22 protein-coding genes are annotated in these 24,023 nt (G+C 43.7%); 9 read left to right on the top strand and 13 right to left on the bottom strand.

The annotated features are described in order from the left end of the window. Positions 1–97: 97 nt before the first annotated feature. Positions 98–1,813, bottom strand: coding sequence for a patatin-like phospholipase family protein (locus OZ660_RS14390; RefSeq protein ID WP_274741378.1), 1,716 nt, complete (start codon positions 1,811–1,813; stop codon positions 98–100). Positions 1,814–2,093: 280 nt separating this feature from the next. Between OZ660_RS14390 and OZ660_RS14385 the strand changes: the two genes are divergently transcribed. Continuing rightward, the gene (locus OZ660_RS14385) at positions 2,094–2,534 is read left to right on the top strand and encodes an SRPBCC family protein (protein WP_274741376.1); all 441 of its coding nucleotides are present in this window, start codon (positions 2,094–2,096) and stop codon (positions 2,532–2,534) included. Positions 2,535–2,560: 26 nt separating this feature from the next. Here OZ660_RS14385 and OZ660_RS14380 read toward each other — a convergent pair whose 3' ends face one another. The 3 genes from OZ660_RS14380 to OZ660_RS14370 are packed head-to-tail and all read right to left on the bottom strand — an operon-like array spanning position 2,561 to position 6,859. Continuing rightward, positions 2,561–5,794, bottom strand: coding sequence for a tetratricopeptide repeat-containing hybrid sensor histidine kinase/response regulator (locus OZ660_RS14380; protein WP_274741375.1), 3,234 nt, complete (start codon positions 5,792–5,794; stop codon positions 2,561–2,563). Positions 5,795–5,814: 20 nt separating this feature from the next. Further along, positions 5,815–6,018 carry a hypothetical protein gene (locus OZ660_RS14375; protein ID WP_202262176.1) on the bottom strand — a complete coding sequence of 68 codons (204 nt, stop codon included), beginning with the start codon at positions 6,016–6,018 and terminating at the stop codon, positions 5,815–5,817. A gap of 1 nt (position 6,019) precedes the next feature. Continuing rightward, positions 6,020–6,859 (bottom strand): SAM-dependent methyltransferase, encoded by an 840-nt coding sequence (locus OZ660_RS14370; protein WP_274741374.1) that lies wholly within the window; start codon positions 6,857–6,859, stop codon positions 6,020–6,022. Between the two features lie 244 nt (positions 6,860–7,103). Between OZ660_RS14370 and OZ660_RS14365 the strand changes: the two genes are divergently transcribed. Continuing rightward, entirely contained in the window at positions 7,104–8,225 is a 1,122-nt protein-coding gene (locus OZ660_RS14365) for a zinc-binding dehydrogenase (RefSeq protein ID WP_274741373.1), read from the top strand. A gap of 60 nt (positions 8,226–8,285) precedes the next feature. On the opposite strand, the gene OZ660_RS14360 is transcribed toward OZ660_RS14365, so the two are convergent. Further along, positions 8,286–8,657 carry a hypothetical protein gene (locus tag OZ660_RS14360; RefSeq protein ID WP_274741372.1) on the bottom strand — a complete coding sequence of 124 codons (372 nt, stop codon included), beginning with the start codon at positions 8,655–8,657 and terminating at the stop codon, positions 8,286–8,288. 315 nt (positions 8,658–8,972) lie between these two features. On the opposite strand from OZ660_RS14360, the gene OZ660_RS14355 reads away from it, so the two are divergent. Beyond that, positions 8,973–9,419 carry a retropepsin-like aspartic protease family protein gene (locus OZ660_RS14355; RefSeq protein WP_201283952.1) on the top strand — a complete coding sequence of 149 codons (447 nt, stop codon included), beginning with the start codon at positions 8,973–8,975 and terminating at the stop codon, positions 9,417–9,419. A 7-nt stretch (positions 9,420–9,426) separates the two neighbouring features. On the opposite strand, the gene OZ660_RS14350 is transcribed toward OZ660_RS14355, so the two are convergent. From OZ660_RS14350 to OZ660_RS14340, 3 genes are read right to left on the bottom strand one after another with little or no spacing between them, the layout of a single operon-like run. Beyond that, on the bottom strand, positions 9,427–9,735 hold the full coding sequence (locus tag OZ660_RS14350) for a hypothetical protein (protein WP_274741371.1): 309 nt from the start codon (positions 9,733–9,735) through the stop codon (positions 9,427–9,429). Further along, positions 9,735–10,283, bottom strand: coding sequence for a YaeQ family protein (locus OZ660_RS14345; RefSeq protein WP_274741370.1), 549 nt, complete (start codon positions 10,281–10,283; stop codon positions 9,735–9,737). The genes OZ660_RS14350 and OZ660_RS14345 overlap by 1 nt, the downstream gene beginning before the upstream one ends. Before the next feature lie 38 nt (positions 10,284–10,321). After that, entirely contained in the window at positions 10,322–10,660 is a 339-nt protein-coding gene (locus OZ660_RS14340) for an FKBP-type peptidyl-prolyl cis-trans isomerase (protein WP_274741369.1), read from the bottom strand. A 198-nt stretch (positions 10,661–10,858) separates the two neighbouring features. Here OZ660_RS14340 and OZ660_RS14335 point away from each other — a divergent pair, with 198 nt between their 5' ends. The 4 genes from OZ660_RS14335 (at position 10,859) to OZ660_RS14320 (ending at position 14,151) form a co-directional block, all read left to right on the top strand. Next, the gene (locus OZ660_RS14335) at positions 10,859–11,755 is read left to right on the top strand and encodes a DUF2268 domain-containing putative Zn-dependent protease (protein ID WP_274741368.1); all 897 of its coding nucleotides are present in this window, start codon (positions 10,859–10,861) and stop codon (positions 11,753–11,755) included. 83 nt (positions 11,756–11,838) lie between these two features. Continuing rightward, positions 11,839–12,672 carry an NmrA family NAD(P)-binding protein gene (locus tag OZ660_RS14330; protein ID WP_202262166.1) on the top strand — a complete coding sequence of 278 codons (834 nt, stop codon included), beginning with the start codon at positions 11,839–11,841 and terminating at the stop codon, positions 12,670–12,672. Continuing rightward, positions 12,665–13,114 carry an anthrone oxygenase family protein gene (locus OZ660_RS14325; protein ID WP_274741366.1) on the top strand — a complete coding sequence of 150 codons (450 nt, stop codon included), beginning with the start codon at positions 12,665–12,667 and terminating at the stop codon, positions 13,112–13,114. Before OZ660_RS14330 ends, OZ660_RS14325 begins: the two co-directional genes overlap by 8 nt. A gap of 50 nt (positions 13,115–13,164) precedes the next feature. Next, positions 13,165–14,151, top strand: a complete 987-nt coding sequence (locus tag OZ660_RS14320) for an AraC family transcriptional regulator (RefSeq protein WP_274741365.1) — start codon at positions 13,165–13,167, stop codon at positions 14,149–14,151. On the opposite strand, the gene OZ660_RS14315 is transcribed toward OZ660_RS14320, so the two are convergent. The 4 genes from OZ660_RS14315 to OZ660_RS14300 all read right to left on the bottom strand — a co-directional run bounded on the left by OZ660_RS14315 (position 14,148) and on the right by OZ660_RS14300 (position 18,679). Then, positions 14,148–15,002 carry an alpha/beta hydrolase gene (locus OZ660_RS14315; RefSeq protein ID WP_202262163.1) on the bottom strand — a complete coding sequence of 285 codons (855 nt, stop codon included), beginning with the start codon at positions 15,000–15,002 and terminating at the stop codon, positions 14,148–14,150. The two genes, OZ660_RS14320 and OZ660_RS14315, sit on opposite strands and share 4 nt — an antisense overlap. A 129-nt stretch (positions 15,003–15,131) precedes the next feature. Continuing rightward, complete coding sequence (locus OZ660_RS14310; RefSeq protein ID WP_274741364.1) at positions 15,132–16,028, bottom strand: alpha/beta hydrolase; 897 nt, start codon at positions 16,026–16,028, stop codon at positions 15,132–15,134. A gap of 141 nt (positions 16,029–16,169) precedes the next feature. Continuing rightward, positions 16,170–16,868 carry a LytR/AlgR family response regulator transcription factor gene (locus tag OZ660_RS14305; protein WP_274741363.1) on the bottom strand — a complete coding sequence of 233 codons (699 nt, stop codon included), beginning with the start codon at positions 16,866–16,868 and terminating at the stop codon, positions 16,170–16,172. Then, on the bottom strand, positions 16,865–18,679 hold the full coding sequence (locus tag OZ660_RS14300) for a sensor histidine kinase (protein ID WP_274741362.1): 1,815 nt from the start codon (positions 18,677–18,679) through the stop codon (positions 16,865–16,867). The genes OZ660_RS14305 and OZ660_RS14300 overlap by 4 nt, the downstream gene beginning before the upstream one ends. Positions 18,680–18,849: 170 nt before the next feature. Between OZ660_RS14300 and OZ660_RS14295 the strand changes: the two genes are divergently transcribed. Continuing rightward, positions 18,850–20,331 carry a serine hydrolase domain-containing protein gene (locus tag OZ660_RS14295; RefSeq protein WP_274741360.1) on the top strand — a complete coding sequence of 494 codons (1,482 nt, stop codon included), beginning with the start codon at positions 18,850–18,852 and terminating at the stop codon, positions 20,329–20,331. Positions 20,332–20,533: 202 nt separating this feature from the next. After that, positions 20,534–23,041 (top strand): putative bifunctional diguanylate cyclase/phosphodiesterase, encoded by a 2,508-nt coding sequence (locus OZ660_RS14290; protein ID WP_274741359.1) that lies wholly within the window; start codon positions 20,534–20,536, stop codon positions 23,039–23,041. Here OZ660_RS14290 and OZ660_RS14285 read toward each other — a convergent pair. Beyond that, entirely contained in the window at positions 23,038–23,988 is a 951-nt protein-coding gene (locus OZ660_RS14285) for a YihY/virulence factor BrkB family protein (protein ID WP_159626927.1), read from the bottom strand. The two genes, OZ660_RS14290 and OZ660_RS14285, sit on opposite strands and share 4 nt — an antisense overlap. Between the last annotated feature and the right edge of the window lie 35 nt (positions 23,989–24,023).

Genomic DNA, 24,023 nt, shown 5'->3' with positions numbered 1-24,023 from the left:
CTTACCAGCTAGCAGTTTACCTATGGCGGTGTTAGCCCCAATTAGCTTCTTAGCGCTGGGGCGAATCATTCCAGATTAAGTTAGATTTTTACCATCACTACAACTCCAAATACCCCCGCAATCGCTTCTTGATATAGAAATTATATAAACCCACACGTAATACCCAGTTCATGCCCATCTGCTTGGCAAGGGCGTAGTATCTGTCTTTCACTCTTTCATATATGCGCTCTCGCGCGGCTATTGCTGCGTTTCTTGGCGTTACATTACCTAGTTTTGTGTCGTTAAGAATGTCTTCTAGCGCTTTCTTTTGAGTCTTGTAAAAGGCGCTGTCTACATTAAGTGGTAGGTGGTCTTTGGCTTTTTTGGCATTTTGGCGGCTTTCCAGTATGTGCAAAATGACATTGGTTGCGTTAAGTCTGCCTCTCATATAATCGTGGTGACGAAACCGCTCTTCAAAGAAGCCCATGAACGACATTACTTTTTCGCTGGCCAAATCTTCTGGTTTGGCAGTAATGGTATACACGTTCATAATGTCAAAGTCGTTTAATCCAGCCGACTTCTCTAGCAGTGCAATACTGTAAATCCACGCGTCTTTTTGTTCTTGCGTCGCATTGTCGTAGTCTGCAAAGTCTTCTTTGTACTGAAGCGTTAAGCGCTCTATGGCGTCATTAAGTTGCTCGTCGTTATCAGTAGTATCTTTGTATATTTCTTGGCATAGCTCTTTTGATGTTTGTGCTAATCGCTTTACTGCCGTTTTGGTAGAGGACGTTACAATATCTACTATTTGTTTGGCCCGTTCATCAAGTAACTCAACCTTGTGGTTTATCTTGTCGGTCATCAACCAGTCTTGAAAACGACTTTGGGCAAAAATTCCTTTAGCGGCACTGCTAGCAACGCTCATCATGTTGAAATCAGGTGACTCGGCATCAAGCGTTAAATCCATTGTTGACGCTTTTGCACTAGGTGAGATGTAAAAATAAAAACGCTTAGCGTAATCCAGCGGGTCGTTATCGTTAGACTTTGCGAGCTCTCTTGCCATTCCTAACGGATAGTTATTAAATGCACCGCCATCAATATAAGTAAACTTGCCATCGGGCTTAACCGATGAGAAATCTTCTGCACCACGCCCTTGATAATCGGGCTCTTCAAACCGTCTAAACAGCGCAACCGGTGAAAAAGCAAACGGAAATGCACCGCACGCACGTGAGGTGTCGGCTATGGTTTGCCAGGTGTTTTGATTATCGTCGTTCTCGCCAAGTGTAATGGTCAATCTGTCTTGATGACGGGTTTCTACAAACTTGCCACCAGTAAGCCCGTCGTGGGTAGCGGTAAAAATGTCTCTGGCGTAGTCCACACCGTTTAAGTTAGACAATGCCAGCCCAAGCTTTATGGTATCGGCGCTTGCCGGATGAGGAGCTTTAGTAGGTGTGGCGGCACTTTCGTAGCGACCTAAAATCAAGTTTCGTGCTATTGAATCAACAAAGCCTGAAGACAGAATAGAGGTGTTTTCATTGTCGTTATCATGCGCAGTAAGCAAGCCATCGATGTGTACCTTTTTTACCCACGCTAAATAGCCAACGTTAGTGAGTGGCTCGGTTAACGAGTGGCTTTCGTAAAGCAGCTTTTGGGCCGTTAGCGCTGCGGTCATGCCGCCAGCACTCGCGCCTGTCATTACATCAATTTTAATGTGCTGGTCGGGTGGATTAGATTCGTTGTGCAGTTTTATGGCGTTGATAATTTCATACATGGTGCCAGCTTCGTAAGAGCCCAGCGAGACGGCACCTGAAATGGCGATTGCTACTTTGTATGTCATGACAAATTCCTTATGATCATCACAGAACACACTTCGTCCAGACTGCTGATAGCTTATGGTCGTGGTGTATAAGTCACCGCTTTTTTATTAGTGTACCAGTTACTCACCGTTAAACTAGTCAGAATTAGCTTGTTAAGCAGGCTTCATGTTCGTCCACCCTTTTAAATAGGTCACACAATTTCACCTATCGCAATTCATTACTTATTGAAATAATTGTTCGGTTAAATCTAGGGTACGATTACAGGCATTAAATTACAGTTAAAGTAGATGTAGGTAACGAATGTTTTCAATTCATGTAGAGCGCACCATTAATAAGCCCATTGCCGAGGTGTTTGCCATTTTAAGTGACCATGCTAATTACGCTCAGTTTAAAGGTGTAGATAAGTCGACACTGCTTATTGACGGCAAACATGAGAAAAATGGCTTAGGTGCGGTGCGCGAAATTGTTGCCGGTGGGGCCAATTTACATGAAGAGATTGTGGCTTTCGATCCGCCCTACAAACTGGGCTACAAAGTTATTAAATCTAAGCCGCTGCCGTACGATCACGAGTTAGGCGAAATCACGCTTGAAGAAAGAGGTAATAAAACTCATGTTACGTGGCGCTCAGTAGGGCATATCTCTATTTTTCTGTTAGGTAGCCTCTATTTTGATAAGCAAGTGCAGAATGTGGGAAGTCGAGCCTTCGGAAGTATTCTTAAGCATATCGATGCTATGAGCTAATTTTTTATGAGCCAAAACTCTATGAACTAGCTGGCCCCAATTTGGGCTTCTATTCGTACTTTCATCTTAGCAATTTCATTATAAAGCACGTTTAATTGCTCACTGAAATCCTTAGTGGTTTTGTGTTCATTTTGCACAATGGTTAGCTCAACAGCACTGGTTAGCTCGGCCAATGCAAAGGCGCCAATATACCTAAGCGCAGTAATGTAAATGTGGGCAACACGTGAGATTGTGGCGTAGTCGTTTTCATCAATTGCTTTGCGCAGTGAATCAAGTTCGCCTTGTAACCCAATAAAGTCTTTTAGTAACTCGTTATACAGCAGCTCGTTACCTCGAAGCTTACGCATAGCTCTTGGCTTATCAATAACTGAAAGGGTGCTTTGCTTGAAAGAAATGGCAGACTGAACCGCATTGTCATTAGCGTTATCAGGTGCTTGGCGCACTGTGTTAACCTTCATCGCCTTGCTCAATACATCGAAAAACGTCTTCGGCTCAATAGGCTTGTTGATGTGCTCATTCATACCTGCATTGTAGCTTTTTTCGATGTCTTGCTGCATTGCATGTGCGGTCATCGCAATTACTGGCAATGATAAGTTCAGCTCTTTTCGTATTACTTGAGTTGCCGCTAATCCATCCATAACGGGCATTTGAATATCCATCAATACCGCGTCGTAGGTTGAATCTTCGCGAAGAATATTAATCGCTTCTAAGCCGTTACTTGCTACTTTCACGTTCGCATTAGTATCGGCAAGCAGTCCTAGCGTTACTTTTTGGTTTAGTGCGTTATCTTCGGCAAACAGAATCTTTTTGTTGCTGAAATCAGGTATCGCAAATTCATCTGTGGCGAGTGTGCGCGCAGGCATGTTAAGGCAAAGTTCTTGTAATCTGTCTATGAGCTCACTAGTACCTAGCGGTTTTTTGATAAAGGTATGGATCCCAAGTTGTCTTGCCTGTTCGTGCATTCGAGGCGAATCAAACGCCGACAACATAATCACTTTGGGGATTTTGTTTGAGAGCTCCTGCTTCATTATTGCAGCCACTTCTAAGCCGTCGATATCAGGCATCTTCCAATCTAAAATCATTACATCATAAGGGGCGTTTTGCGACACAGCTTCCCGCAACATGGCAATGGCTTCTTGCCCACCAGTTGCTGTGTCTGATTGGATATTGGCACTCGATAACGCCTCGGTAATGGCGCGTCTAGACAAACTTACGTCATCAGCAATTAGTACTTTAAGAGCAGAGAGTTGCTTAGAGGGTGATACTAGTTGTTTGGCCGGGTCACGCTTAACCTGTACGGTGAAGTAAAAGCTTGAACCTTTACCCAGCTGACTTTCTACCCAAATCTCCCCGTCCATCAATGCGGCAAGTTGCTGGCATATTGCAAGCCCTAACCCGGTGCCACCATAGCGACGGGAAATTGATTCATCGCCTTGATTAAACGGTTTGAACAGCTTGGCTTTTTGTTGGCTGCTTAATCCAATACCCGTGTCTTTCACTTCAAACTCTAGCTGAATATCATCGTCTGCCTGCTTACACCTTACACTCACCGATATGAGACCCTCTTCGGTAAACTTGAGCGCATTGCTGACCAAGTTGCTCAGTATCTGCTGAATGCGCAATGGATCGCCAATCAGGTGTAAAGGCACATCTCTGGCAATATATTGAATTAGCTCAATATGGTGTTCATTTGCGCGCCCCAAATGCAGTCGTATGGTTTGATTCACCAAGGTATCCAAGTTGAATTGCGTCGACTCAATTGTCAGCTTTCCTGCTTCAATCTTGGAAAAGTCTAAAATGTCGTTAATCACGCCAAGCAAGGTATGCGACGCTGATTCTATTTGAATAAGGTTGGTTTGCTGTTCTTCATTTTCAGCAGCACGCTGAGAAAGCTTAGTTAGGCCTATAATTGCATTTAGCGGTGTGCGTATTTCGTGGCTCATACGGGCAAGAAAGTCAGACTTAGCTTCAGTGGCTTTTTGTAAGTCCAGAGTAACGGTGTTAAGCGCTTTTCTTTGGTGTCGCGTGCGTAACCACAGGCCAATGACTAACAGTAAGAAAAAGAACACGATGGCAATGAAGTAAAGTTGATAGGTGTTCTGCTTTTGCTGAATAAGATTGCGTTGTTCTTTTAATAAGTTGTCTTTTTCCAGCAGCTTTATTGTTTCTTCTTTTTCTGAGATTGCTAAGCGAATTCGATTAAGCGCTAGTGAGCGAGATTGCTGTTCATTAAAGCTTTGCTCATACACTTGCCTGTATTGCTCGGCATAATCTAATGCCGCATGATAGTCATTGTTCGATTTAGAAAGTGAAATAAGTTGTTCAAGCGCACCTAGTAATAGTGACTTATCGTTTTGGATAGCATCTGAATTTAGCCCAGCATTTAGTTCAGCTATCGCCAGTTCTATTTCACCGCGTCGTTCATAGATTTCTGCAAGCTGAAGAATATAGGCGCCTTCGTTGTAACGAAAAGCCACCTTGCGGTCAGCCTCGGCGGCTTCGTTAAGCTTTTTAAGCGCTTCGCTTAGGTTGTTCTGTGCAATGTGCAAGTCAGCCATGGCACTGTAAACAATACCGATAAAAGGGTATTGAACGTCACTTAGTATCTCTTCTGCCAATAGCAGGCTAACTTGTGCCTCTTTGTACATGCCCATTTTACTTTGAGCATACCCTTGAAAAAAGTAGGCCACGCCTTCGTCTTTTTGACTGTATAAGCGCTGTGCCGTTTGTTGGTATTTTTTGGCAAAGGCAAGTATTTGTTCGTAATCCTTTAACGACGAGTACACATTGCCCATTGAACTATACACAAACAAAACGCGGTCACTTTGCATTTCGTTATACAGCGCGAGTGCGCGATTAAAGGCCTCAATAGAACTGGCGTGTTCGCCAGAAAAGTCGAGTATTAGCCCTTCTAATCGGTACGACTCGGCGAAGGCAAGCGTATTGTCGCTTGATTCAGCAAGTTCGCGGGCCTGAAGTATTACTTCATATGCGCTTATGTAGTCTTGCTTTAAAATGAATTGGTACGATCGTAAATTTAGGAAACGCGCTTTTTCATAGTCATCTGAGTTTGAAGCAAAAAAGTTGTCGAGGGTTTGAAATGTTTCGTCAACGGTAGGGTCGCCTTGTTGTATACGTTCTTTAAGCCCATCAATTAAGCTAGTGGCGACGTATGCGTTACCCTGCTGCGTTTGGTAGGCAAACGCAGGCATCATCACCCAAAATAGGGTGATGGTTGCAATGAGAAACAGGTAACGCATACTTGCTTACAACGAGTTTGTTAATAATGAACTACGCGTGGCGCTTTGTTTTCATCGGTAAAACGCTTCTCTATTTCTTCCCAGTTTTTGTCTTTAAACAATTGTACGTCCTCTTCAGACAAGCCGTATTTAGTTGCGGTCGCCACAGGATCTTTTTTATAGGCTTCTAGTAGCTCGCTGTTGGTGTCTAACTCAACTAAAAAATCTTCTAGTGTTTTGGCCATATCAATTTCCTTCAGTAATGGAGGTTGGGTTTCTGAAACTTACTACTTGTTGCTCTGTTAAACCAAGCTTGGCCAGTCTATCTTGGCGATAGGCTGGCAAGCCTAGCGATGGGATCACTAAGGTGGAAACTAAAGTCGTTTCGGCATTAATCAAATTGCAAAGCGCCACTTTTTGAATTACGGGCTCGCTGATTGGAAGAGTAGGGGCTTCGTAAATAATGAGTTCGTGATTGTCTGGGTAATGTTCAAGCAGTATTTCAGTTAATAGCGCAAGACCAGGACGATTATGTGTAGCGTCAAGTACGCTTAATGAGGCTTCACCCACCAATCCAATTTGCCAAATAATTTGGGTCATGTGCGGGTCGATACGATAATCGCGAAATAGAAATTGTGTGGCCTCGTAAGACTGGCAGCCAAACTTTGAAGGGTCTATGCCCAAATCTGCAATAAGGCAGTCTTCTGCAGACACACCAGGCAGCATAGTTGCGCTGTAGCCTAACTCACGTACTTGATTGATGGCGTCGTGTGAAGGGGTGACGAACACACCAGCGTGACCGTAAAAGGCTGCACACACTTTATGTCCATCAATTACCGCTTGTACGATGCGGTCAGTCATTTGTTTGTAGGTAAGTGCGCGAGACTTGCCTTCTTCGTAAAGGTCGTCTAATGAAATGCTGTTTGCATTGAGCTTTCTAACAGCATGCTCGCCCACCTTGTTCATGATGCCCATAAACACAATGTCGGCATTTTCTATGTGGCTCTTGGCTGCTAATGTCATTTGGCCGGCTACGCTAATGCCGGTGCCGACAATGACAAGCTCTCCTTTTTTGGCGTTTTCCATGATGTCCTTTTCAATTATTTAAGCCGCACAACATCGAAGTTTCACTATAAATTAGTTTGTGCCTATTTACTATTGTGTTTTCTACAACGTCGTGGGTTGTGTGACACCTTAATATCGCGTTTCTGGTTTTGTTTTATAAATCATGGCTACCCATATATATTCGCAATATAAATAACACTGATAGTGGCGGCATGTTAGGTTATAGCTACACTTAGCGACTAACTATTATGGCGAATGAATCACTATGACTACATCTAAACAGTTATTTACGCATATCTCATCTGAAGGTGAACTTACGGTTTCTTTAAAAGAGGTTGAGGTTCCACAACCTAAGCCACACGAAGTCATTGTTCGTATGGAAGCATCTCCAATCAATCCTTCTGACATGTGGCCAATGTTTGGGCCGGCTAGCTTAGACAAAGCAACATTTGACGAAAGTAAGAATACACTTGTTGCCCCCGTACATAAGCCACTGCTCGCACGAATCAAGTCGAGACTTGATCAAACCTTACCCATCGGCAATGAAGGAGCTGGAACGGTAGTCGCAGCGGGTGACAGCCCTGAAGCGCAAGCGTTAATGGGTAAAACTGTGTCAATTTTAACAGGTGCTGCGTACACCGAGCACGCATGCGTGCCTGTGCAAGCGTGTTTACCTCACTTAGATGGCACTACGGCACAACAGGCTGCATCATCATTTGTTAACCCGTTAACTGCGCTAGGTATGGTAGAAACCATGCGTATGGAAGGGCACAAGGCGTTGGTGCATACCGCAGCAGCTTCGAACCTAGGGCAAATGCTTAACAAGATTTGTTTAGAGCAAGGTGTTGAGCTGGTCAACATTGTGAGAAGTCAGCAGCAAGTCGACATTCTAAAAGCCATTGGCGCTAAAATTGTACTTGACTCTTCAAGCGAGAATTTCAAAGCAGAACTTTATCAAGCAATTGATAGCACGGGCGCAACACTCGCCTTCGACGCTATCGGCGGCGGCGAATTGGTGAGCGATATTCTTACTATGATGGAAGCGTCGGGCAGTAAAGATGCGAAAGGGTTTAATACCTATGGCTCTGACAGCAACAAGCAAGTATATATCTACGGTGGTCTAGACTTTTCACCCACTATTTTAAATCGTGCTTATGGCATGACATGGGGAATAGGCGGTTGGTTGCTTATGCGCTTTCTTGGCAAGCTTGATAAAAAGCGTGTGGGCGAGTTGTATCAAAAAGTGGCAATGGAAATTAACACCACCTTTGCGTCGTCTTATTCAAAAGAGCTTTCACTTGAAGAAGCGTTACAGCCAGAAAATGTGGCTTTGTATAATGCTAAGAAAACAGGTGAGAAGTACTTGATTGTACCTAATAAAGGCTAACTGAACGAAAGACATTGCCTGTAATTATTGTAATTACAGGCATTGCGTTACTATCGATGTTTAGTTATTGCGCTTAAACGGTGGGCGTGCACCACGTTTTTGCGTATTAGGTTGTTCATCTAATACTTCTAGCTGCGCCACATCATACACGGGCATCATTTTTGTTGTGCGGCGATAAGGCGGTTTGCCGCGCATAATCACTTCTTTTACTTCAACGTATTCAATGGCTTCTTGGCCCACAGATTCAAGCTGTGCCACATCATTAACCGATAAGCTAACTACGCGGCGCTTAAATGGTGGTTTGCCGGAGTAGTCTACAACTTGTACGTCGACTGTTTCGGCGTTTGCCGACGGTGTTGCTTGTACTGAAAGTGCTGTGAAACTGAATGTTGTAGCAGCAAATAGCGATCCTAGTAAATAGCGTAATTTCATGTCCTGTCCTCGTATTAACACTCCTAACTTTCTACATTGTATGAACGAATAAGCGCTAAACAATGATGATTGGCGATAGTTAATAGCTATCAGTAAATTTTGTAAACAATGATTTACTAATCACAGACAACATAGCGTCTATCCCCTACTTATACGTTTAGTTGTACGCAAAAGGTGCAACGTTTATGTGCTTTTGCACAAAGGTTGTGCAGAGAAAAGTGAGAGGCGAGAGAAGATGTCGTTAAATCAACCAATTACTGTTTTGGTCTTTATCTTGCTGTTCATGTGAACCATTGCCAATATTGGGGCCTGCCAGTGAAGCGTTTTTTTTCGGTTTTGTTATTCTCATTATGCGCTTTAACAGCACCCGTCTCAGCTATTGAACACAACGTTCCGTTGTCACAAAGCTCAGGAGGCACACTCTACTTAGAAGCAACATTGGAGTCGAAATTCAAAACGTCTTTTTTGCTGGATACCGGTTCTAGCTTAGTTACGCTTAACCAAGCGACCTTTGATGCCTTAACCCGAGATCAAAAACTCACCGCCACGCGCACCTCTGCCGCCAGAATGGCCAATGGCAAAATATTAACGGTTTCTCAGTATCAACTAAACTCGGTGCGCATCGGCGATGCGTGTGAAGTAGGCCCAGTTGAGGTGGCGGTTTTGCCCAAAGGGAATAACATTCTTGGAATTAATACGCTGTTGCGTGTTGCGCCATTAACTATTACACCTGAGTCGGTTACGCTAGCAGGGTGCCAATAGAGACGCGTTAGTCTTCAGGTCCATCTGTTGTGAAAATCAGGTGTTTGCATTTGTCTTTAAACACAACGCCTTTCTTTAACAGCGCCGCACTTAGGCGTTTTTGCCATTTCTTTTCTTCATCTGCAGCAGCTATCAATGCGCTTTCATCTTCAAATTGAAAGCGAAGTAGTAACGACCCCGGAAACTGATGGTACTGCACGTCGAACCAGCACTGCACCATGCCATCGAGCTCTTCGCGACCTTGTGCTTCTAACGTATCTGCTACATCGAAAATGAGGGCTTGTTGTTTTAGTTGAACGGCTGAAAGCTTTTTCATTACAGGTGTTTCTCAATGGCAATTTCTACGCTTTCTGTCACCTCTGCACCTTCAATGGTTAGCCACATTTGACCATCTTGAATGGTGACTTGAATTTGCATCGAACGCTGAACCGCGTTAGCAAGTGTTGCCGATAGTGCTTCTGGAAGTGTAAAAACAGATAGGTTTTTTCTTGTCTGCAATTTGCTTTGCTCTTTTTTCCACCACGCATCAAAACTGTTATCTGCGTATGAGTAAATCATCATTTGCTGACTTTGATTGCAGCCTTTTTTAATACGCTGTTCAGAAGGCTGGCCTAGTTCAATCCAAAGCTCAATGTCGTCACTGAAACTCTTCTGCCAGAGGTCGGGCACATCATCATCGGATAACCCTTTTGTGAATTGAAGTCTTTCATGTGCATTGACGATAAATGCAATTATACGCAGCATCATGCGCTCGTCGTTTTCTGATGGGTGACGCGCAATAGTAAGGTTGTGATCGTTATAGTAATTGCGGTCCATATCAGTAATTGATATGTCTGCTTTAAATATGGTCGCTTTAAGTGCCATGGGGGTCTCTAATATGTACCAAAGTAAAGTGGTTGCGGTTAGTCGTCTCTATTAAATGCTTCTAGCAGCTCAATTTCAAAGTATAGGTTACTGTTAGGTGGAATTTTTCCTACCTGTCTTTCACCGTAGGCAAGCTCTGCGGGAACCCATAACTTACGCTTTCCACCCACTTTCATGCCTTGTATACCCAAAAACCAACCTTGGATAACTTTATTTTTCGATAATACGGTTTGAAATGGACGACCTTTCGCATAGGAAGAATCAAACTCGCTTCCATCTTCTAATAAACCGCGATAGTGCGCAGTAACCAGCGCGCCCTTTTTAACTTCGTTGCCTTCGCCAAGCACAGTGTCTTCTATTTTGAGTGTGTCTGTCATGTTCTGCAGTTCTTCTTTATTTCTGACGGCGAATAGTAGTGTATTTCTGTGGCTAGGGAAAACGCTAATTCACCTAGCACTACCATTGCATCAAAGGTTAAACGCCCTGCAATGCGCTTTGAACGCTGGGTAAATTAAGTACTTTTTAAACGCGATACAATTTTCGACGGGCTAAATTGTAATCTGCGGAGTTTTATTATGAAGAATTTGTTGTGTGGTTTTATGCTGGGTATGGGGCTGCAATTTTCTGCTAATGTTCATGCCACTATTGATGTATCAGCGGTTGAAACACTAAACACTATTAATGTAACTGAAATGACGGCTTCAGAGTTTGAAGCGCAATTTATTGCAAAAGATGCAGGCGGATTAGCAGTGCTTAGTGGGCGCTTCCAATCACCAGAAGCGCTAATGCACTATTACACCACACTGACAAAAGAAGACATTGCGCGCTATACACAATGTGCATCTTTGCTAGCAGAGCTTACGCCCGCGTTTTCTGATTTTAAGAAACAGCTAACCAAGTTAACGGGGGTTCCTCTTGAAGATGTTAAGGCGTTTGGTGTTGTTGGTACGGGTAACACCGCTGCAACCGCTTCGCCACATGCAGTGGTTCTTGGGCTTGAAATGATTTGTGATAAACAAAGTGCGGGCGACATCTCACTTACCTTTAAGAATTATTTGGCACACGAACTTGTGCATGTAACGCAATATCGCCTTACTAAGCGAACAGATTTTCGTTTTAATTTGCTAGAGATGGCGCTTTTGGAAGGTAGTGCCGATTATGTGGCGACTCTGCTATTGGAAGAGACTTTTGTGTTGGATGATAAGCGAGCCGCATTTGGTGAAGCAAATAAAGCGGCGCTAATGAATACGTTCATTAAAAGTATGGATACCTTTAATTATGCGCCTTGGCTCTATACATTGTCTCCCTCGTTACCATCAGTCGGCGAAATACCTTTAGACATGGGGTATTGGGTAGGCTTTCAATTGGCAACCGATTATATAGCAAATGGTGGCGAGCTATCACAATTGCTGGCACTTGACGACGCTCACGTTATTTATGATCGCGCGTTTCAGCAAAGTTCGAACGATTAGCATAAAATTGCATACGCTGTGCAAAAAATGAACGCGCTGATGTGGCTATAGTGTTTTTACTATAACTAAATAGGTGAAAACACATGCATCACAACACACATTCATTTCTCGTTATTGGCGCGTCTGGTAAAACAGGTTCTCGTGTGTATAACACGTTAAAAGATAATGGCTTTAACGTGAAGGGAGCCAGTCGAAATGGCGAAGTTCATTTCGATTGGCAAGCGCCTGAAACGTGGGCAGCTTCATTGCGCGATGTTGATGCCGTTTACCTTACTTACTATCCTGACTTAGCTGTTCCCCAAGCACCCGACGATATTGCAAAGTTTTGTGCGCTTGCCAAGATAAAAGGCGTTAAGCACATCACGCTTTTGTCAGGAAGAGGCGAGCCCGCCGCGCAAGTGTGTGAAGAAATAGTGCAGCAATCGGGTTTGAGCAACACCATTGTAAGAGCCAGTTGGTTTAATCAGAATTTCAGCGAGGGTATGTTTAACGCTTATATTAAGGCGGGCACTATTGCGTTACCCGTTGGCAGCGTTACCGAGCCATTTGTAGATGTGGACGACATTTGTGAAGTCGTTGTCGCCTCACTGACTGATGATAAGCACAATGGTGAGCTATACGAAGTAACGGGCCCACAATTGCTTAGCTTTGAGCAACTCGCGCATACGTTTTCTTCTGTGCTTAATCGGCCCATTCACTTTCAACAAATCTCGCTCACCGATTTTGTACAAGGTTTAAAGTCGCATCAGGTCGACCCGAGTGCCATTGAGATGCTGTCTTATCTATTTACAGAGGTGCTAGATGGTCGAAACGAGTTTATTGCTGATGGTGTTCAGCGTGCATTAGGTCGCCCAGCAAAGTGTTTCAGTGATTTTGTGGCCGACAATATAGCGTATTTTGGTGATCATCATGATTGATACGTTTGAAGCGGTTACTTTGTTGTCGATAGTTGAAGCACTGCTTCAACTATCGATGATCGTTATGGTGGGGTTGTATTTTATTTTCAGCAATACCGTAATGCGCGTACTTGCCACGCATCACAATGGTGTTGAGGTAATGAATGGTATTAACGCCGTTATTTTGAATCCCTTGTTTCTGTTTTTGTTTGCAGTGTCTGGCGCGGCAGGTGTTTATTTCTTTTGGTTTCATACCGGATTTCAAGCGCTATCGGGCTTGGTATTCTTTATCGGTACTACAGTTGTGACAATGCTGTTTAATGTGCCGCTTAACAACAAGCTAAAAGACGCTGGTAGCGAACATGTCGCTAGCGTTTGGGCTGAGTATTTAACGCGATGGGTTAGGTGGAATCACGTTAGAACGATTTCAGGTGTGATATCTGGGTTTTTATTGTCGCTTTAATGCTATGCTAAATTGCAAGGTATAGCAGATGAATTGGGTGGTACATATTTATGGGGTTTGACTACAAAGCTCGTGTTGAGACGCCCATTCGCGACGAACCTATTGGTAAGTTATTGGATAGCTTACGGATGGAAAGCGCCTTTTTTACGCAGTCAACACTAACAGTGCCGTGGGCATTAAGCATGCCGCCCATGCACAACTGTATGATGTTTCATATGGTCGTAAAGGGTAGTGCGGTATTTCACATTGGCACAACTAGCTTAGTATTAAATGAAGGCGACTTTATCTTATTCCCTAAAGGTGAGGGGCACCGGCTTAACGATGGTACGTGTACTTTCTTTACGCCTTTAAGTGAATTACCTATAAAAGCCGTAACCGAGCGTTTTGAAACGTTAAGTTTTGGCGGTGGCGGGCAGTCAACAGACATGGTGTGTGGCGTGTTGCTTTTCCAACATCCCTTGGCGATTAAACTGCTAGGTGTGCTTCCCTCTTTTATCCTTATTCGTAAAGAACTGCTAGGAGAAAAGCAGTCTCCTACCAGCGTGGTCACTAATATCAGTCAACTGCTTGAGGCAGAAACAAGTGGCGTTGGCATTGGTGCAGAGGCGGTAATTGCGCGTCTAGCAGACATATTGGTTATTACGGCCATGCGGCAACATTTAAGTCAGTTAGATGCGGAGCAGATGGGTTGGTTAGGGGCGCTTGAGGATGATCGTATTGGCCAAGCCCTAACATTAATCCACGATAGCCCAGACTATCATTGGTCGCTTGAAGAACTTGCTCAAAAAGTGGGCATGTCGAGAACCAGTTTTGCTCAACAATTTAAGCGGCTGGTGGGTAATACACCCATGGAATACCTTACAGAATGGCGAATGTCTTTAGCCTATTCTAAGCTGCAGCTATCAAAAGATTCTATGCTTGCCATTGCATTGGATATTGGTTACCAATCTGAAGCCGCATTTTCGCGAGCTTTTAAGAAAATTATTGGTAAAAGCCCTAATGCGGTGCGCAAGGCATATCAAGCCGACGCACTTTAGGCAACGTCAGCTTCGGTTTGAGACGCTTGCTTGTCTACCCATTTAAAAATCTGGCTGACCGTTTTAGCATCACCAAGTATTTTAGTATGCCCGGTATTCTGCATAGGCAGTAAATGTGCATTGTCATTAGCGTCAAACAGCTTCTTAGCATCAGAAAACGGTACTTGCTTATCGGCTACGTCATGCACCAATAAGCTGGGTATATTTGAACGACCAAGCAACTGATGAACTTCAAGCGCTTCAAATCCAAGCCCTACATAGTTTTCAACGTCTTCGTGAAATAAGGGTTTGGCCCGTCCTCTTAGAGACAACGCGCTTGCGAAGCGACTGATTACATCAAGAAATGAAGCTGGACTCGATATGAGTACTAAAGATTTTGCTATGTTAACAGTGCTTGATACGCAGCCTAACGCACCGGCTCCCATAGAGTGGCCTATGGCGATATCAAAGTTTTTGCCAAGCCAAACGGAAGCTTCTGTTACTGCTTCAATAAAAAAGCCGGGATGAGACATAGTGTACCGGCTTGGCCCATGTGCTCTAGGGTGTATACCATAGATGGTATACTCTCGTTCTCTAAGCGCATCAAAGATACGAGTAAATTGTGTTAAATCGCCATTCCACCCATGAATAAGAAGCGCTGTCTTATTACTATTTCCTTTCCATATTGATAAATGCGCATTGCTCGACTTAAGTAAAATCTTTTCTGGCGCAACAGGTAGGCATGATGGTGGTGACGAAGGTTTTCTCACGGTGAATAGAAGCTTTAATGCTTGCGACGAAGCAATTTTAGGAAGCATAGTGCTTACGCTTGCATAGTATGCTTTGTAGCCAGCAAATATCAGTTTTTTCACGGTGAGTTCTCCAGTTAAAGTCTAGAGATTACACGTTTACACTGTCACGAAATTATCAATCCGTTCAATAAAGTATGCAAAGCGTACATACTTTTTTTGTGCTTATAGGGTTAGAGCGTGTCTGACTTTTTACTGTTTAAACAACCAAAGCACCGCGTTTTCAAACTCGCCCACCCATAAGGCTTCGTTGTGCTCACCGTCTTCTACAACATGTGAAAAGAGGTTTTGCTGGCTGACTTGCTTATCTTCAAGCGCTTCAGTCATGCGAATAGCATAGGGCACCATAGACTCTCCCTCTTTGCCACCGACAGAAATATAGAAGCGGCTATTTTGTGGAATGTCAGCACGTTCAGTAAAGCGAAAAACCTCTTCGCTAAACCAATAGGAAGGCGAAAAAATGCCCGCTTTGCCAAATACGTCGGGGTGCTTGATGATGGCATAGTGAGTCATAAGACCACCCATTGAACTACCAATCATGGCCGTATTTTCGGCATCGTCTAATGTACGATATTGCTGGTCGATGTATGGCTTCACCACGTCAGTGATAAAAGCGAGGTACGCATCTCCTTCTGCAATGCCAAAGTCGTCATGAGGCCAGGGTGAAAGCTCATTCATTCTATGCTCGCTACCGTTATCGATACCCACAACAATGATATTGAGGCCATGAGACGCTGAAAGTTTGTTTAAGGTTTCATCAACTTGCCATTCACCTGCATAGGAAGTTTTCTCGTCAAAAAGGTTTTGCCCGTCATGCATGTAAATAACAGGAAAGCGGGTTTGTTCTTGTTTGGTATTGTTATAGGCAGGTGGCAAATAAATACGTACCTTTCTATCTCGAGATAGACCGGGGATCGTGAACGATTTTTCGATAATATCAGCACTCAAACTATGATGGGTATTCTCACTGGTGGAGCTTTCATGGGCTGTCGCTTGACGCTCAGAACACGAAATTAACGACAAAGCGACTAAGCAATAAAATGTGTTTTTTAACCAGTGCTGCGGTTTGCCTACAAATGTTAACGTCATGATTGGGATACTCGACTAGTGATGTAAAAGGGTGCTAAGCATTGATAACCTAGCACATCACATTTTTGTGTGTAACTAAACTCTTTAAATGTAAGCAAATACACATTAAGGGTGAGCGAGTTTTTAATACCAGGCTTAGTGTTAACTGGGCGCTTCGAGCCGTTCCATTAATTCGCTGAATTTCGTTCTGCCAACGGGAACGCTGGCTCCTGATTTTAAGTGAGCAATATACTTTGCCCCGGACTTTTGAGAAATGCTTTCTAATTCGTTGAGTGAAATAGCGTAAGAGCGATGCACTCGAATAAAGGTGTCGGGTAAAACCTGCATTAATTTATCAAGGTGCTTGTCGTGCAAAATAACATGATTATCTTTCGTGGTTATTTCACTGTAGTGCCCAGCTGCTTGTACAAATTGAATGTTGTCGATTTCAAGAAAATGTACCATGTCTTGTTTCTTGTATGACAGGGTTTTGCATTGACCTTTTACATTAGCATCGGCAAAGCGTTGTAGCGCCTTATCAATTCGCTCTTGCGTAAAGGGCTTGCCGACGAAATCAAGTACACCTAATTCAAACGCTTCTAACGCACGGTCAGTGTTGGCGGACACCACAATAGTATGGAAAGGCTGAACGAGTTGCTCGTGGAGTAGTAAGAATCCATCTTTGCCATGTAAATTAAGATCAAGAAACAATACATCAACAGGCTGACTGACAAGACTGTCCTGAGCGTCTTCCAAATTACTAAAGTGTTTAATCGCCGCTTTCCCCTGAGTACTTTCAGTAATAAACCGCCGAAGCCTTTTGGCTACCATTGGCTCGTCTTCTACCAATACGATATTCACTTCGAGTCCTCGTGTTTGTTAGCTTTTTCAAAAGCGGGAAAGGTGAGAGTCACTACCCAAAAGTCAGCCTCTTGATGCTCTTCAAATGACCACAAATCGCCATACGCTTCTTGTAGTCTCGCTTTTACATACTTGTTGCCTACACCCATATGTAATCCGTTGATATTGTTATCTGACTCGCGCAAATCAATTGAACTAGCGCCCGCGCTACGCATCGACTTGAAGATGATACTCGTTACTTTCGCGTTTTCTCTATCAGTATTCCCCTCTAAATAGAATGAGTAAGCTTGGGAATCATAGCGGTTGTGGCTAAAGGCATTTTCGATAAGGGTTAATAAGATCCCTGGGGGAAGACGTTGCTGAAGATTAATATTACGCTTTACCAATTCAAATTTGGCATCAAAGCGATAGCCCATTATTTTTAAATGACTTTCGCAAAGCGCGAGTTCTTGTTCAAAAGTAACGAGGGACTGATTGCTAAGCTGCGCCATTTGACGAAATTCTTGCGCCAATGCTTGAATAAAAGCGACAGCATCTTTGGGAGACGTATCTACCCATTCTTCTATTGCCGTAAGCGTATTAAGAATGAAGTGGGGTTGTAGCTGCTTTTTAACCAGCTCAAGCTCTAATCGTTGGGTAGTGAGTTTGGACTGAGCGAACGCTCTTTGACGCTCACTTTGCGTTTGATTTAGCACCATAAGCATAAGCAATGCTAAACCGATAAACGATACGAAAAAGTATTGGTCCATAAAAGAAAAGCGGCTTAATACTACAGGGGAAATAAACACCATTAAACCCGTAGTCATTAGCCATGCGTGCTGTTTACGCGCAATTAAGCTAGCTATACAAACGGCAATACTGCAAACAAGCCCTGTACCAAACAACACAAAACTTCGATAGTCATAGCCATCTACAAATAGCATTATTAAGGTGTAGAGCAACGCAAGTGCGCACAATGAGTAGGTTGCAACCCGTTTTGTGTAGCGGAAAAAGGCAACAAAGAACATCGGCAATAATACGCTGATGGCCAAGGTTAACCATAAGACCACTTCCATTCTCACTACGTGCCATGGGTAGGGGTATCCGAACAAACCTCGCCACGACTCCGCTACAATTAATAAGATAAGCGTGAAACTTAAGCTTCCAAACCATAAATAAGTAGCGTTATTAAGTGATGAGAAATAAACAACAAACGAGTAAAGCGCGACCAACAACAAGGCACTTAGCATCATAATTGGCAGTCGGGTGCGTTCCTCATTTATGTTTATCAAATTGCTATAGTCATCTGCAAATACCCAAACGCCGCTATGGGTAAGACTGTCTGGCCTAAACTGGCTACTAAACCTAATCATGACAGTATTTGACCCCTGCATTATCAGATGAGGTGGTAGCAAAAATACGCTATCGATATTTCCGGGGACCTCGGGGGCATCTGCTACGGCAGGTATGCCATTGTTGCCAATAAATTCACCATTGAAATAGACCGAGTACGCGCCAAGCACTGAAATAAAGAGCCCTTTCGCTGTTTTAACCTTGTTGCTGTTAGTTAGAACTGCCCCATTGGGTAGCGGTGTATCCTCATTTAATGGCAATGTGAACTTAAGCCAAATCGCTTCATCGGGCAGCGTCAAACTGGTTATATCTTGGTTTTGCCAATTTGCCTCTTGTGATGGAAGTGAAGTTTGCGAGGAGTGTAATAGCGCAAACGATGTAGGCATAACTAACGTCTGTAACGGTGGCTTGTGCATAAGAACTAGACCCCAAATAATCGCGGCCATCAGCATCAAATAAAACCAATTTACAATTCGCACAAACGAAACTACCTACTTGTTGTTAAGAGGTATTACCTTACACAGTTTTGTTGTGGCATTGAACCTTTCTCAATGCTGTTCAGGTTGTGTAGATGCCGTTCAGGTTTTTGTCGATATAAAACGGGTTCTTTCTGATTAAAGTGTGAACATCTTTATGAGGAGAGAATGATATGACACCCATGAAAACCCTACTTTCTGGCGCTACTTTATTTGCGTTAACGGTACTTAGCGGTTCACCTTATAGCAGCGCAATGGCGGCAGAAACAAAAGCGGCCTCGCAAGCACAAATTACTATTACGCAAGCACAACTCGACACGTTGTTGAAAGAACATAAACTTTCAGGAGTGAGTCTTGCTGTTATCGATAACTATGAAGTTGTGCTTACGGCTTCAAGTGGTGAAAAGCGTTTTGGTTCGGGTCAAAAGATTGATGATGAAACGGCGTTTTCAACCGCGTCTATTTCAAAACCGGTAACCGCGCTGCTAGTCGCCATGTTAGAAGAGCAGGGCAAGTTATCTCTCGACGATTCAGTGTCAAAATACTTAAAGCGCTGGAAACTTAACCCAGCCGATTTCCCTAATCCAGACGCGATAACATTTCGCCGCCTACTAAGTCATACCGCAGGTACAACGCAAGGTGGGTTTGTTGACTATTATGAAGGCGACGATGTACCCACTGCTATTGATAGTCTAAACGGTGTGAAAGTGCCGCGCTACGACAAACCCATCAGTTTGATGTTCGAACCAGGCACTAGTTGGGCGTACAGTGGTGGAGGCTATGTGATAGTGCAAATTGCGTTAGAGGATCTTACCGGCATGTCATTACCTGAACTGGCCCAAACCATGTTATTTGAGCCACTTAATATGTCGCGTACCACTATGTATCAACCCAATCACGATGCGTTCTTATCAAACGTGGCAAGCGTACATAATGATGACCTAACCGTTATTGGTGCAGGCCTACCGATTTGCCCACAAATTGCGCCATCAGGTATGTGGAGTACGCCAACCGATATGGCCAAACTTTTAATTGAAATGCAAAACGCGCTAGCGGGAAAACAAACTCAGGTTATTTCAGACGACGTAGCAAGAACCACCACCCACATAGAAACGTTAGACGTTGCCGGCGGGTGGGGACTTGGCTGGATGCGAACCGAAGCAAAAGCTAATCAAGACTGGTTTTCACATGGTGGCTCTAACACGGGTACTGGCGGTCACATAATGGGCACAATGGATGGCGGCCGAGGTATTGCCATATTCGGCAACGGCGGTAACCCCGCGCGTATCCCAGTTATTGAAATATTGTCTGCCGATATCATGACGCAATTGGGTTGGAACACATCAATTGCTAATGCTTCGCAACAGGCTGACCAGAGCACGCTTAAAGCGATAGAAGGTACTTATGATTTGGGATTTGGACAAACCCTAACGGTTAAGCAGCAAGCAAACCAATTGGTGTATGAAGGTGGGCTAAAGCTTTGGTCAGCAGATACTAGCGGTGTATTAGTGCACGTTGGTGAAGGAAAATTCGCCACAGACGGCTATGCCAATCTGTTAAGTTTAGATGTGTCTAATGACCAAAAGCGTTTAATGGTCAGTCGGAAAGGCAGTGACAAAGTTTCTTACTTCCCAGAAGTTGAGCCTAAACCTTAAGGGTAAGCGCTTGGTTTGATTGCAAGCGTAATCCTTAACAAAACACACTAAAAAGCCGAGTGTTTACTCGGCTTTTTTAATTCGTTTTCTGCTATTTATCACGCTTTTTAAAAAACTGTCTATGCTTATTTAAACGCTACCTTAAAAGCAAGGCCATGAGAGACCCCAAAGGGCTAATACGTCTGCGAAAGGGAAAACTTCGATGACAGCATTTTACAGCATGTTGATGACCGCTAACGCCGTGTGTGCTATTAGCATTTTGCTGTCTGGTATCGACAAGCAGAGGCCCTATTTTGTTGCACTGGCCATTCTTAATGTAATCCTGTTTTTCTTCCATTGGTTTTCCCTGTCACTGCACACTGCTACCAATGCAGAAGACGCTATCCTTATCAGCAAATTTCACTTAGCGTGCATCATTATAGGTCATCCATTACTTATTCTCGTGCTCGGGCTTTGGACGCATTTTAAGTACATCAATGCGCTCTTTTACGCATTTTGTGTGCTGTCATTGCCTATATTGCTTATCAATTTGTTTTCTGACTACTCCATTCGCTATGGAGATAATGTACAGCTTGTGTATTACCAGACCGTTTTTGGTGACACCGCAACACTGTTAAAAGGCGCGGGAGGGGCGTACTTTAAGCTCATTCATTTAAGCTACGGGTTGTCGTCGCTTTTTATGATGTACTGCGTCATTCGTTTTTATAAGCAAAACCAAACCTATCTCTTTGGGGCTTTAGTTTTGACTATCGCGCTTCAATTTGCTTCGAGCGTTATCGGATTTCACATAGACCAACAAACGTTAAATTGGGTATACGTGGGAGGCGTACCTTCCACGGTACTGTCTTTATTGGTTTTGGGCATGATAAGCCGCGGCTTTAAAGAAAAGTCAGATGAATTGATGAAAGAAGTTGAAGAAAAAAGCGCGCTACAGCACGTGTTTTCAGAGCTTGCACAGATTTCTAATGAAGATGGTCAGCATGCCTTTTATGAAGAAAGTGTAGAGTTGTTGGCGCGTTTTTCTCGTGCAGACTATGTGTTATTCGGTCTGGTGGAGCCTCACGATAAACAAAATATCGCAACCAGAGTAGTGTTCAAAGACGGCAAGCGCATAGACAACTTTGTGTACGAACGAAAAGGGACACCGTGTGAAAATGTGCTCACCATCCAGTCTTGTATTCATAAAGCACATGTTGCCGATGATTATCCTGATGATGCGATGCTTCGCGAAGAGGGAATAGAGGCTTATATTGGTTACCCCATTGTTGGCAGTAATCAATGCAATGTAGGTGTGCTGGTGCTGCTTTATAAAAACGCACTGAAAAATGAAAGCACCATTAAAACGGTTACCGACGTTTTTGCAACCCGGATAAGTGCAGAACTTAGACGGCAAGTACTCCAAGATGAATTAAGGGCAACAGCCTATGTGGATTACCTTACGCGCTTGCCAAATCGGATTAAACTTCTGCGATTCATTAACACTATTCGAGCTGAGCAACACCTACACAAAAACCAAGCATTACTCATGCTTTTTGATGTCGATCACTTTGGCGAGGTGAATCGGAAATACGGTTATGATGTGGGCGATCGCGTGCTTAAAATTGTGGGCGAGCGGTTACAGAGTTATGCCAATGAAGGCGTGTTTATTTCACGCTGCGGAGGGGATGAATTTGCGGTGGTGATCCCCGATGTTCACGCTGATATTACCAGTTTAACTAATGTTCATTGGACCGCCATTCAAGCCATAGTCAACAAAACGTGTGCAATAGGTAATCGTAAAATTAATATCAATTGCACAATGGGAGCGGTCATTTTCCCTTCGCAGACCGATGTAAGCTTTGACGTTATAGGCGCCGCAGAACAAGCCTTGATGAAGGCGAAGGAGCACGGGCGTGGGCGATTTGCTTTCTTCGATCCTTCATTTCTTTCTAACCTTGAATTCACTCGCGAAGTTGAAGCCGATCTTGTCGCGGCATTGCACAACGAAGACGGTTTAGACGTTTACTATCAGCCAAAGGTTGATAGAGATGGCGCTATTGTTGGTGCTGAAGCACTGGTACGTTGGTTCAGTCACAAACGAGGTTTTGTATCGCCTGCTGACTTTATACCAATAGCAGAAGAAACGGGGGTTATTCACCTATTAGGACAGTGGGTATTAGCGCGTGTTTTAGATGACATAACAAAGTGGCAGCGCAACGGACTCAAGTTAGTTCCCATTGCAATTAATGCCACGGCTTCACAGTTTGAAGATTCAGAATTTATTCAACATCTAATGACCTCGATTGAAGCGCATTCACTTCCGCCCCATTTAATTGAGTTAGAGCTTACAGAGTCTGGCTTGCTTACCGAGCGCAAGAAGGCCATTTCAACATTAAATGCCCTTAGAAGTTTTGGTATTACTGTCGCATTAGATGATTTTGGCACTGGCTATTCGTCACTTTCGTACTTGAGCGAATTGCCTTTAGACGTGCTTAAAATCGACAAATCATTTGTAGACGGACTTCACGATGAGCGCAACCGAGAATTGGTGAAATCGATAATAGCAATTAGCAAAACTATGGAACTTACCAATGTTGCTGAGGGAACAGAGACCTTAGAGCAAGTTGAACTTATGGCATCTTACGGTTGCAAACTATTTCAGGGTTACTATTTTAGCAAGCCACTTGCGAAGTCAGACTTTGAAGCCTGGCTCACTCCTCAAAATAGTTAACGCAGGTCATCAGGTGTGTTATCGGCAACCACTGCGTTGCGCTCGCCCATCGGTTTGTCTTCGCCGACTGTACTATCTGCAGTAGTTTGAAGCTCCATAGCCGCATTTAGCTCGGCACCTATCAACACAATATAGGCACTTAAATACAACCACATCAGCAGAATAATGAGCCCGCCTACGGAACCATAGGTTTTGTCATACGAGGCAAATTCATTAAGGTAGAAAGAAAATGCACTTGATGCTAGCACCCATAGCAACGTGGCAACGCACGAGCCTGGCGTTATCCAGCGCCAGCGGGCAGGTCGTCGATGGGGGGCGTAGCGGTATAAAAGTGACAAGCTCAGATTGAATAGCAGCAATAGCAATGGCCAAGTTATCCATCTCGCGTCTTTTTTATCGAGGCTGTAATGGGTTAGCGCACTAATGAGTTCAGGTAAAAGCGATACACTAAAAAGTGCTATAAGCAGCATAAATATCATGCCAAGCGTACAAACAACGCGTGCAATTAGTCCGTGAAAAAAGCTTCTTCCTTCAGGCTCAATATAAGTGATGTTGCATGCTTTGATTAAGGCATTGCCTCCTTTGCTACTGCTCCACAGTGATAACAGCAGTGTAAAAACAAAGCCCCAACCCAGTGTCGCGCTTGATTTTTGTGTAAGGGAAGTTAACTGTTCTTCAATAATGTAGCGGCTTTTTGAAGGCACTAGGTCAACTAAAAGCACCATGTGCTCTTGTAATTCTTGTTGCGACACCACCAAACCATATAGCGAAATTGTAGCGGCCAATAATGGAAATATAGCAAGTAGAAAATAAAAAGCGGTGCCCGCTGCAATAAGCGGAACATTGTGGTCTTGTATATTGCCAAATACTCGCTTGGCGATACGCCACCAACTGCTTATAGAGAGATCAAATAATGATTTGGCACTTTTGAAATTGTCCTTGTTCACAAAATCGCATCCTTTAAATAACTGTTTACTCTTAC

This window comes from Alteromonas sp. 009811495 (assembly GCF_028865455.1).
Lineage (GTDB): Bacteria > Pseudomonadota > Gammaproteobacteria > Enterobacterales > Alteromonadaceae > Alteromonas.
The sequence above is the reverse complement of the archived record's forward strand: the minus strand, read 5'-3'. Positions and strand labels throughout refer to the sequence as shown.

Excerpts from the sequence above, each read along its gene's own strand:
- OZ660_RS14365 (WP_274741373.1), top strand. The coding sequence starts at position 7,104 with ATGACTACATCTAAACAGTTATTTACGCATATCTCATCTGAAGGTGAA.
- OZ660_RS14380 (WP_274741375.1), bottom strand. The coding sequence starts at position 5,794 with ATGCGTTACCTGTTTCTCATTGCAACCATCACCCTATTTTGGGTGATG.
- OZ660_RS14290 (WP_274741359.1), top strand. The coding sequence starts at position 20,534 with ATGACAGCATTTTACAGCATGTTGATGACCGCTAACGCCGTGTGTGCT.
- OZ660_RS14335 (WP_274741368.1), top strand. The coding sequence starts at position 10,859 with ATGAAGAATTTGTTGTGTGGTTTTATGCTGGGTATGGGGCTGCAATTT.
- OZ660_RS14385 (WP_274741376.1), top strand. The coding sequence starts at position 2,094 with ATGTTTTCAATTCATGTAGAGCGCACCATTAATAAGCCCATTGCCGAG.
- OZ660_RS14370 (WP_274741374.1), bottom strand. The coding sequence starts at position 6,859 with ATGGAAAACGCCAAAAAAGGAGAGCTTGTCATTGTCGGCACCGGCATT.
- OZ660_RS14325 (WP_274741366.1), top strand. The coding sequence starts at position 12,665 with ATGATTGATACGTTTGAAGCGGTTACTTTGTTGTCGATAGTTGAAGCA.
- OZ660_RS14375 (WP_202262176.1), bottom strand. The coding sequence starts at position 6,018 with ATGGCCAAAACACTAGAAGATTTTTTAGTTGAGTTAGACACCAACAGC.
- OZ660_RS14330 (WP_202262166.1), top strand. The coding sequence starts at position 11,839 with ATGCATCACAACACACATTCATTTCTCGTTATTGGCGCGTCTGGTAAA.
- OZ660_RS14340 (WP_274741369.1), bottom strand. The coding sequence starts at position 10,660 with ATGACAGACACACTCAAAATAGAAGACACTGTGCTTGGCGAAGGCAAC.
- OZ660_RS14390 (WP_274741378.1), bottom strand. The coding sequence starts at position 1,813 with ATGACATACAAAGTAGCAATCGCCATTTCAGGTGCCGTCTCGCTGGGC.
- OZ660_RS14295 (WP_274741360.1), top strand. The coding sequence starts at position 18,850 with ATGACACCCATGAAAACCCTACTTTCTGGCGCTACTTTATTTGCGTTA.
- OZ660_RS14320 (WP_274741365.1), top strand. The coding sequence starts at position 13,165 with ATGGGGTTTGACTACAAAGCTCGTGTTGAGACGCCCATTCGCGACGAA.
- OZ660_RS14345 (WP_274741370.1), bottom strand. The coding sequence starts at position 10,283 with ATGGCACTTAAAGCGACCATATTTAAAGCAGACATATCAATTACTGAT.
- OZ660_RS14360 (WP_274741372.1), bottom strand. The coding sequence starts at position 8,657 with ATGAAATTACGCTATTTACTAGGATCGCTATTTGCTGCTACAACATTC.
- OZ660_RS14350 (WP_274741371.1), bottom strand. The coding sequence starts at position 9,735 with ATGAAAAAGCTTTCAGCCGTTCAACTAAAACAACAAGCCCTCATTTTC.
- OZ660_RS14310 (WP_274741364.1), bottom strand. The coding sequence starts at position 16,028 with ATGACGTTAACATTTGTAGGCAAACCGCAGCACTGGTTAAAAAACACA.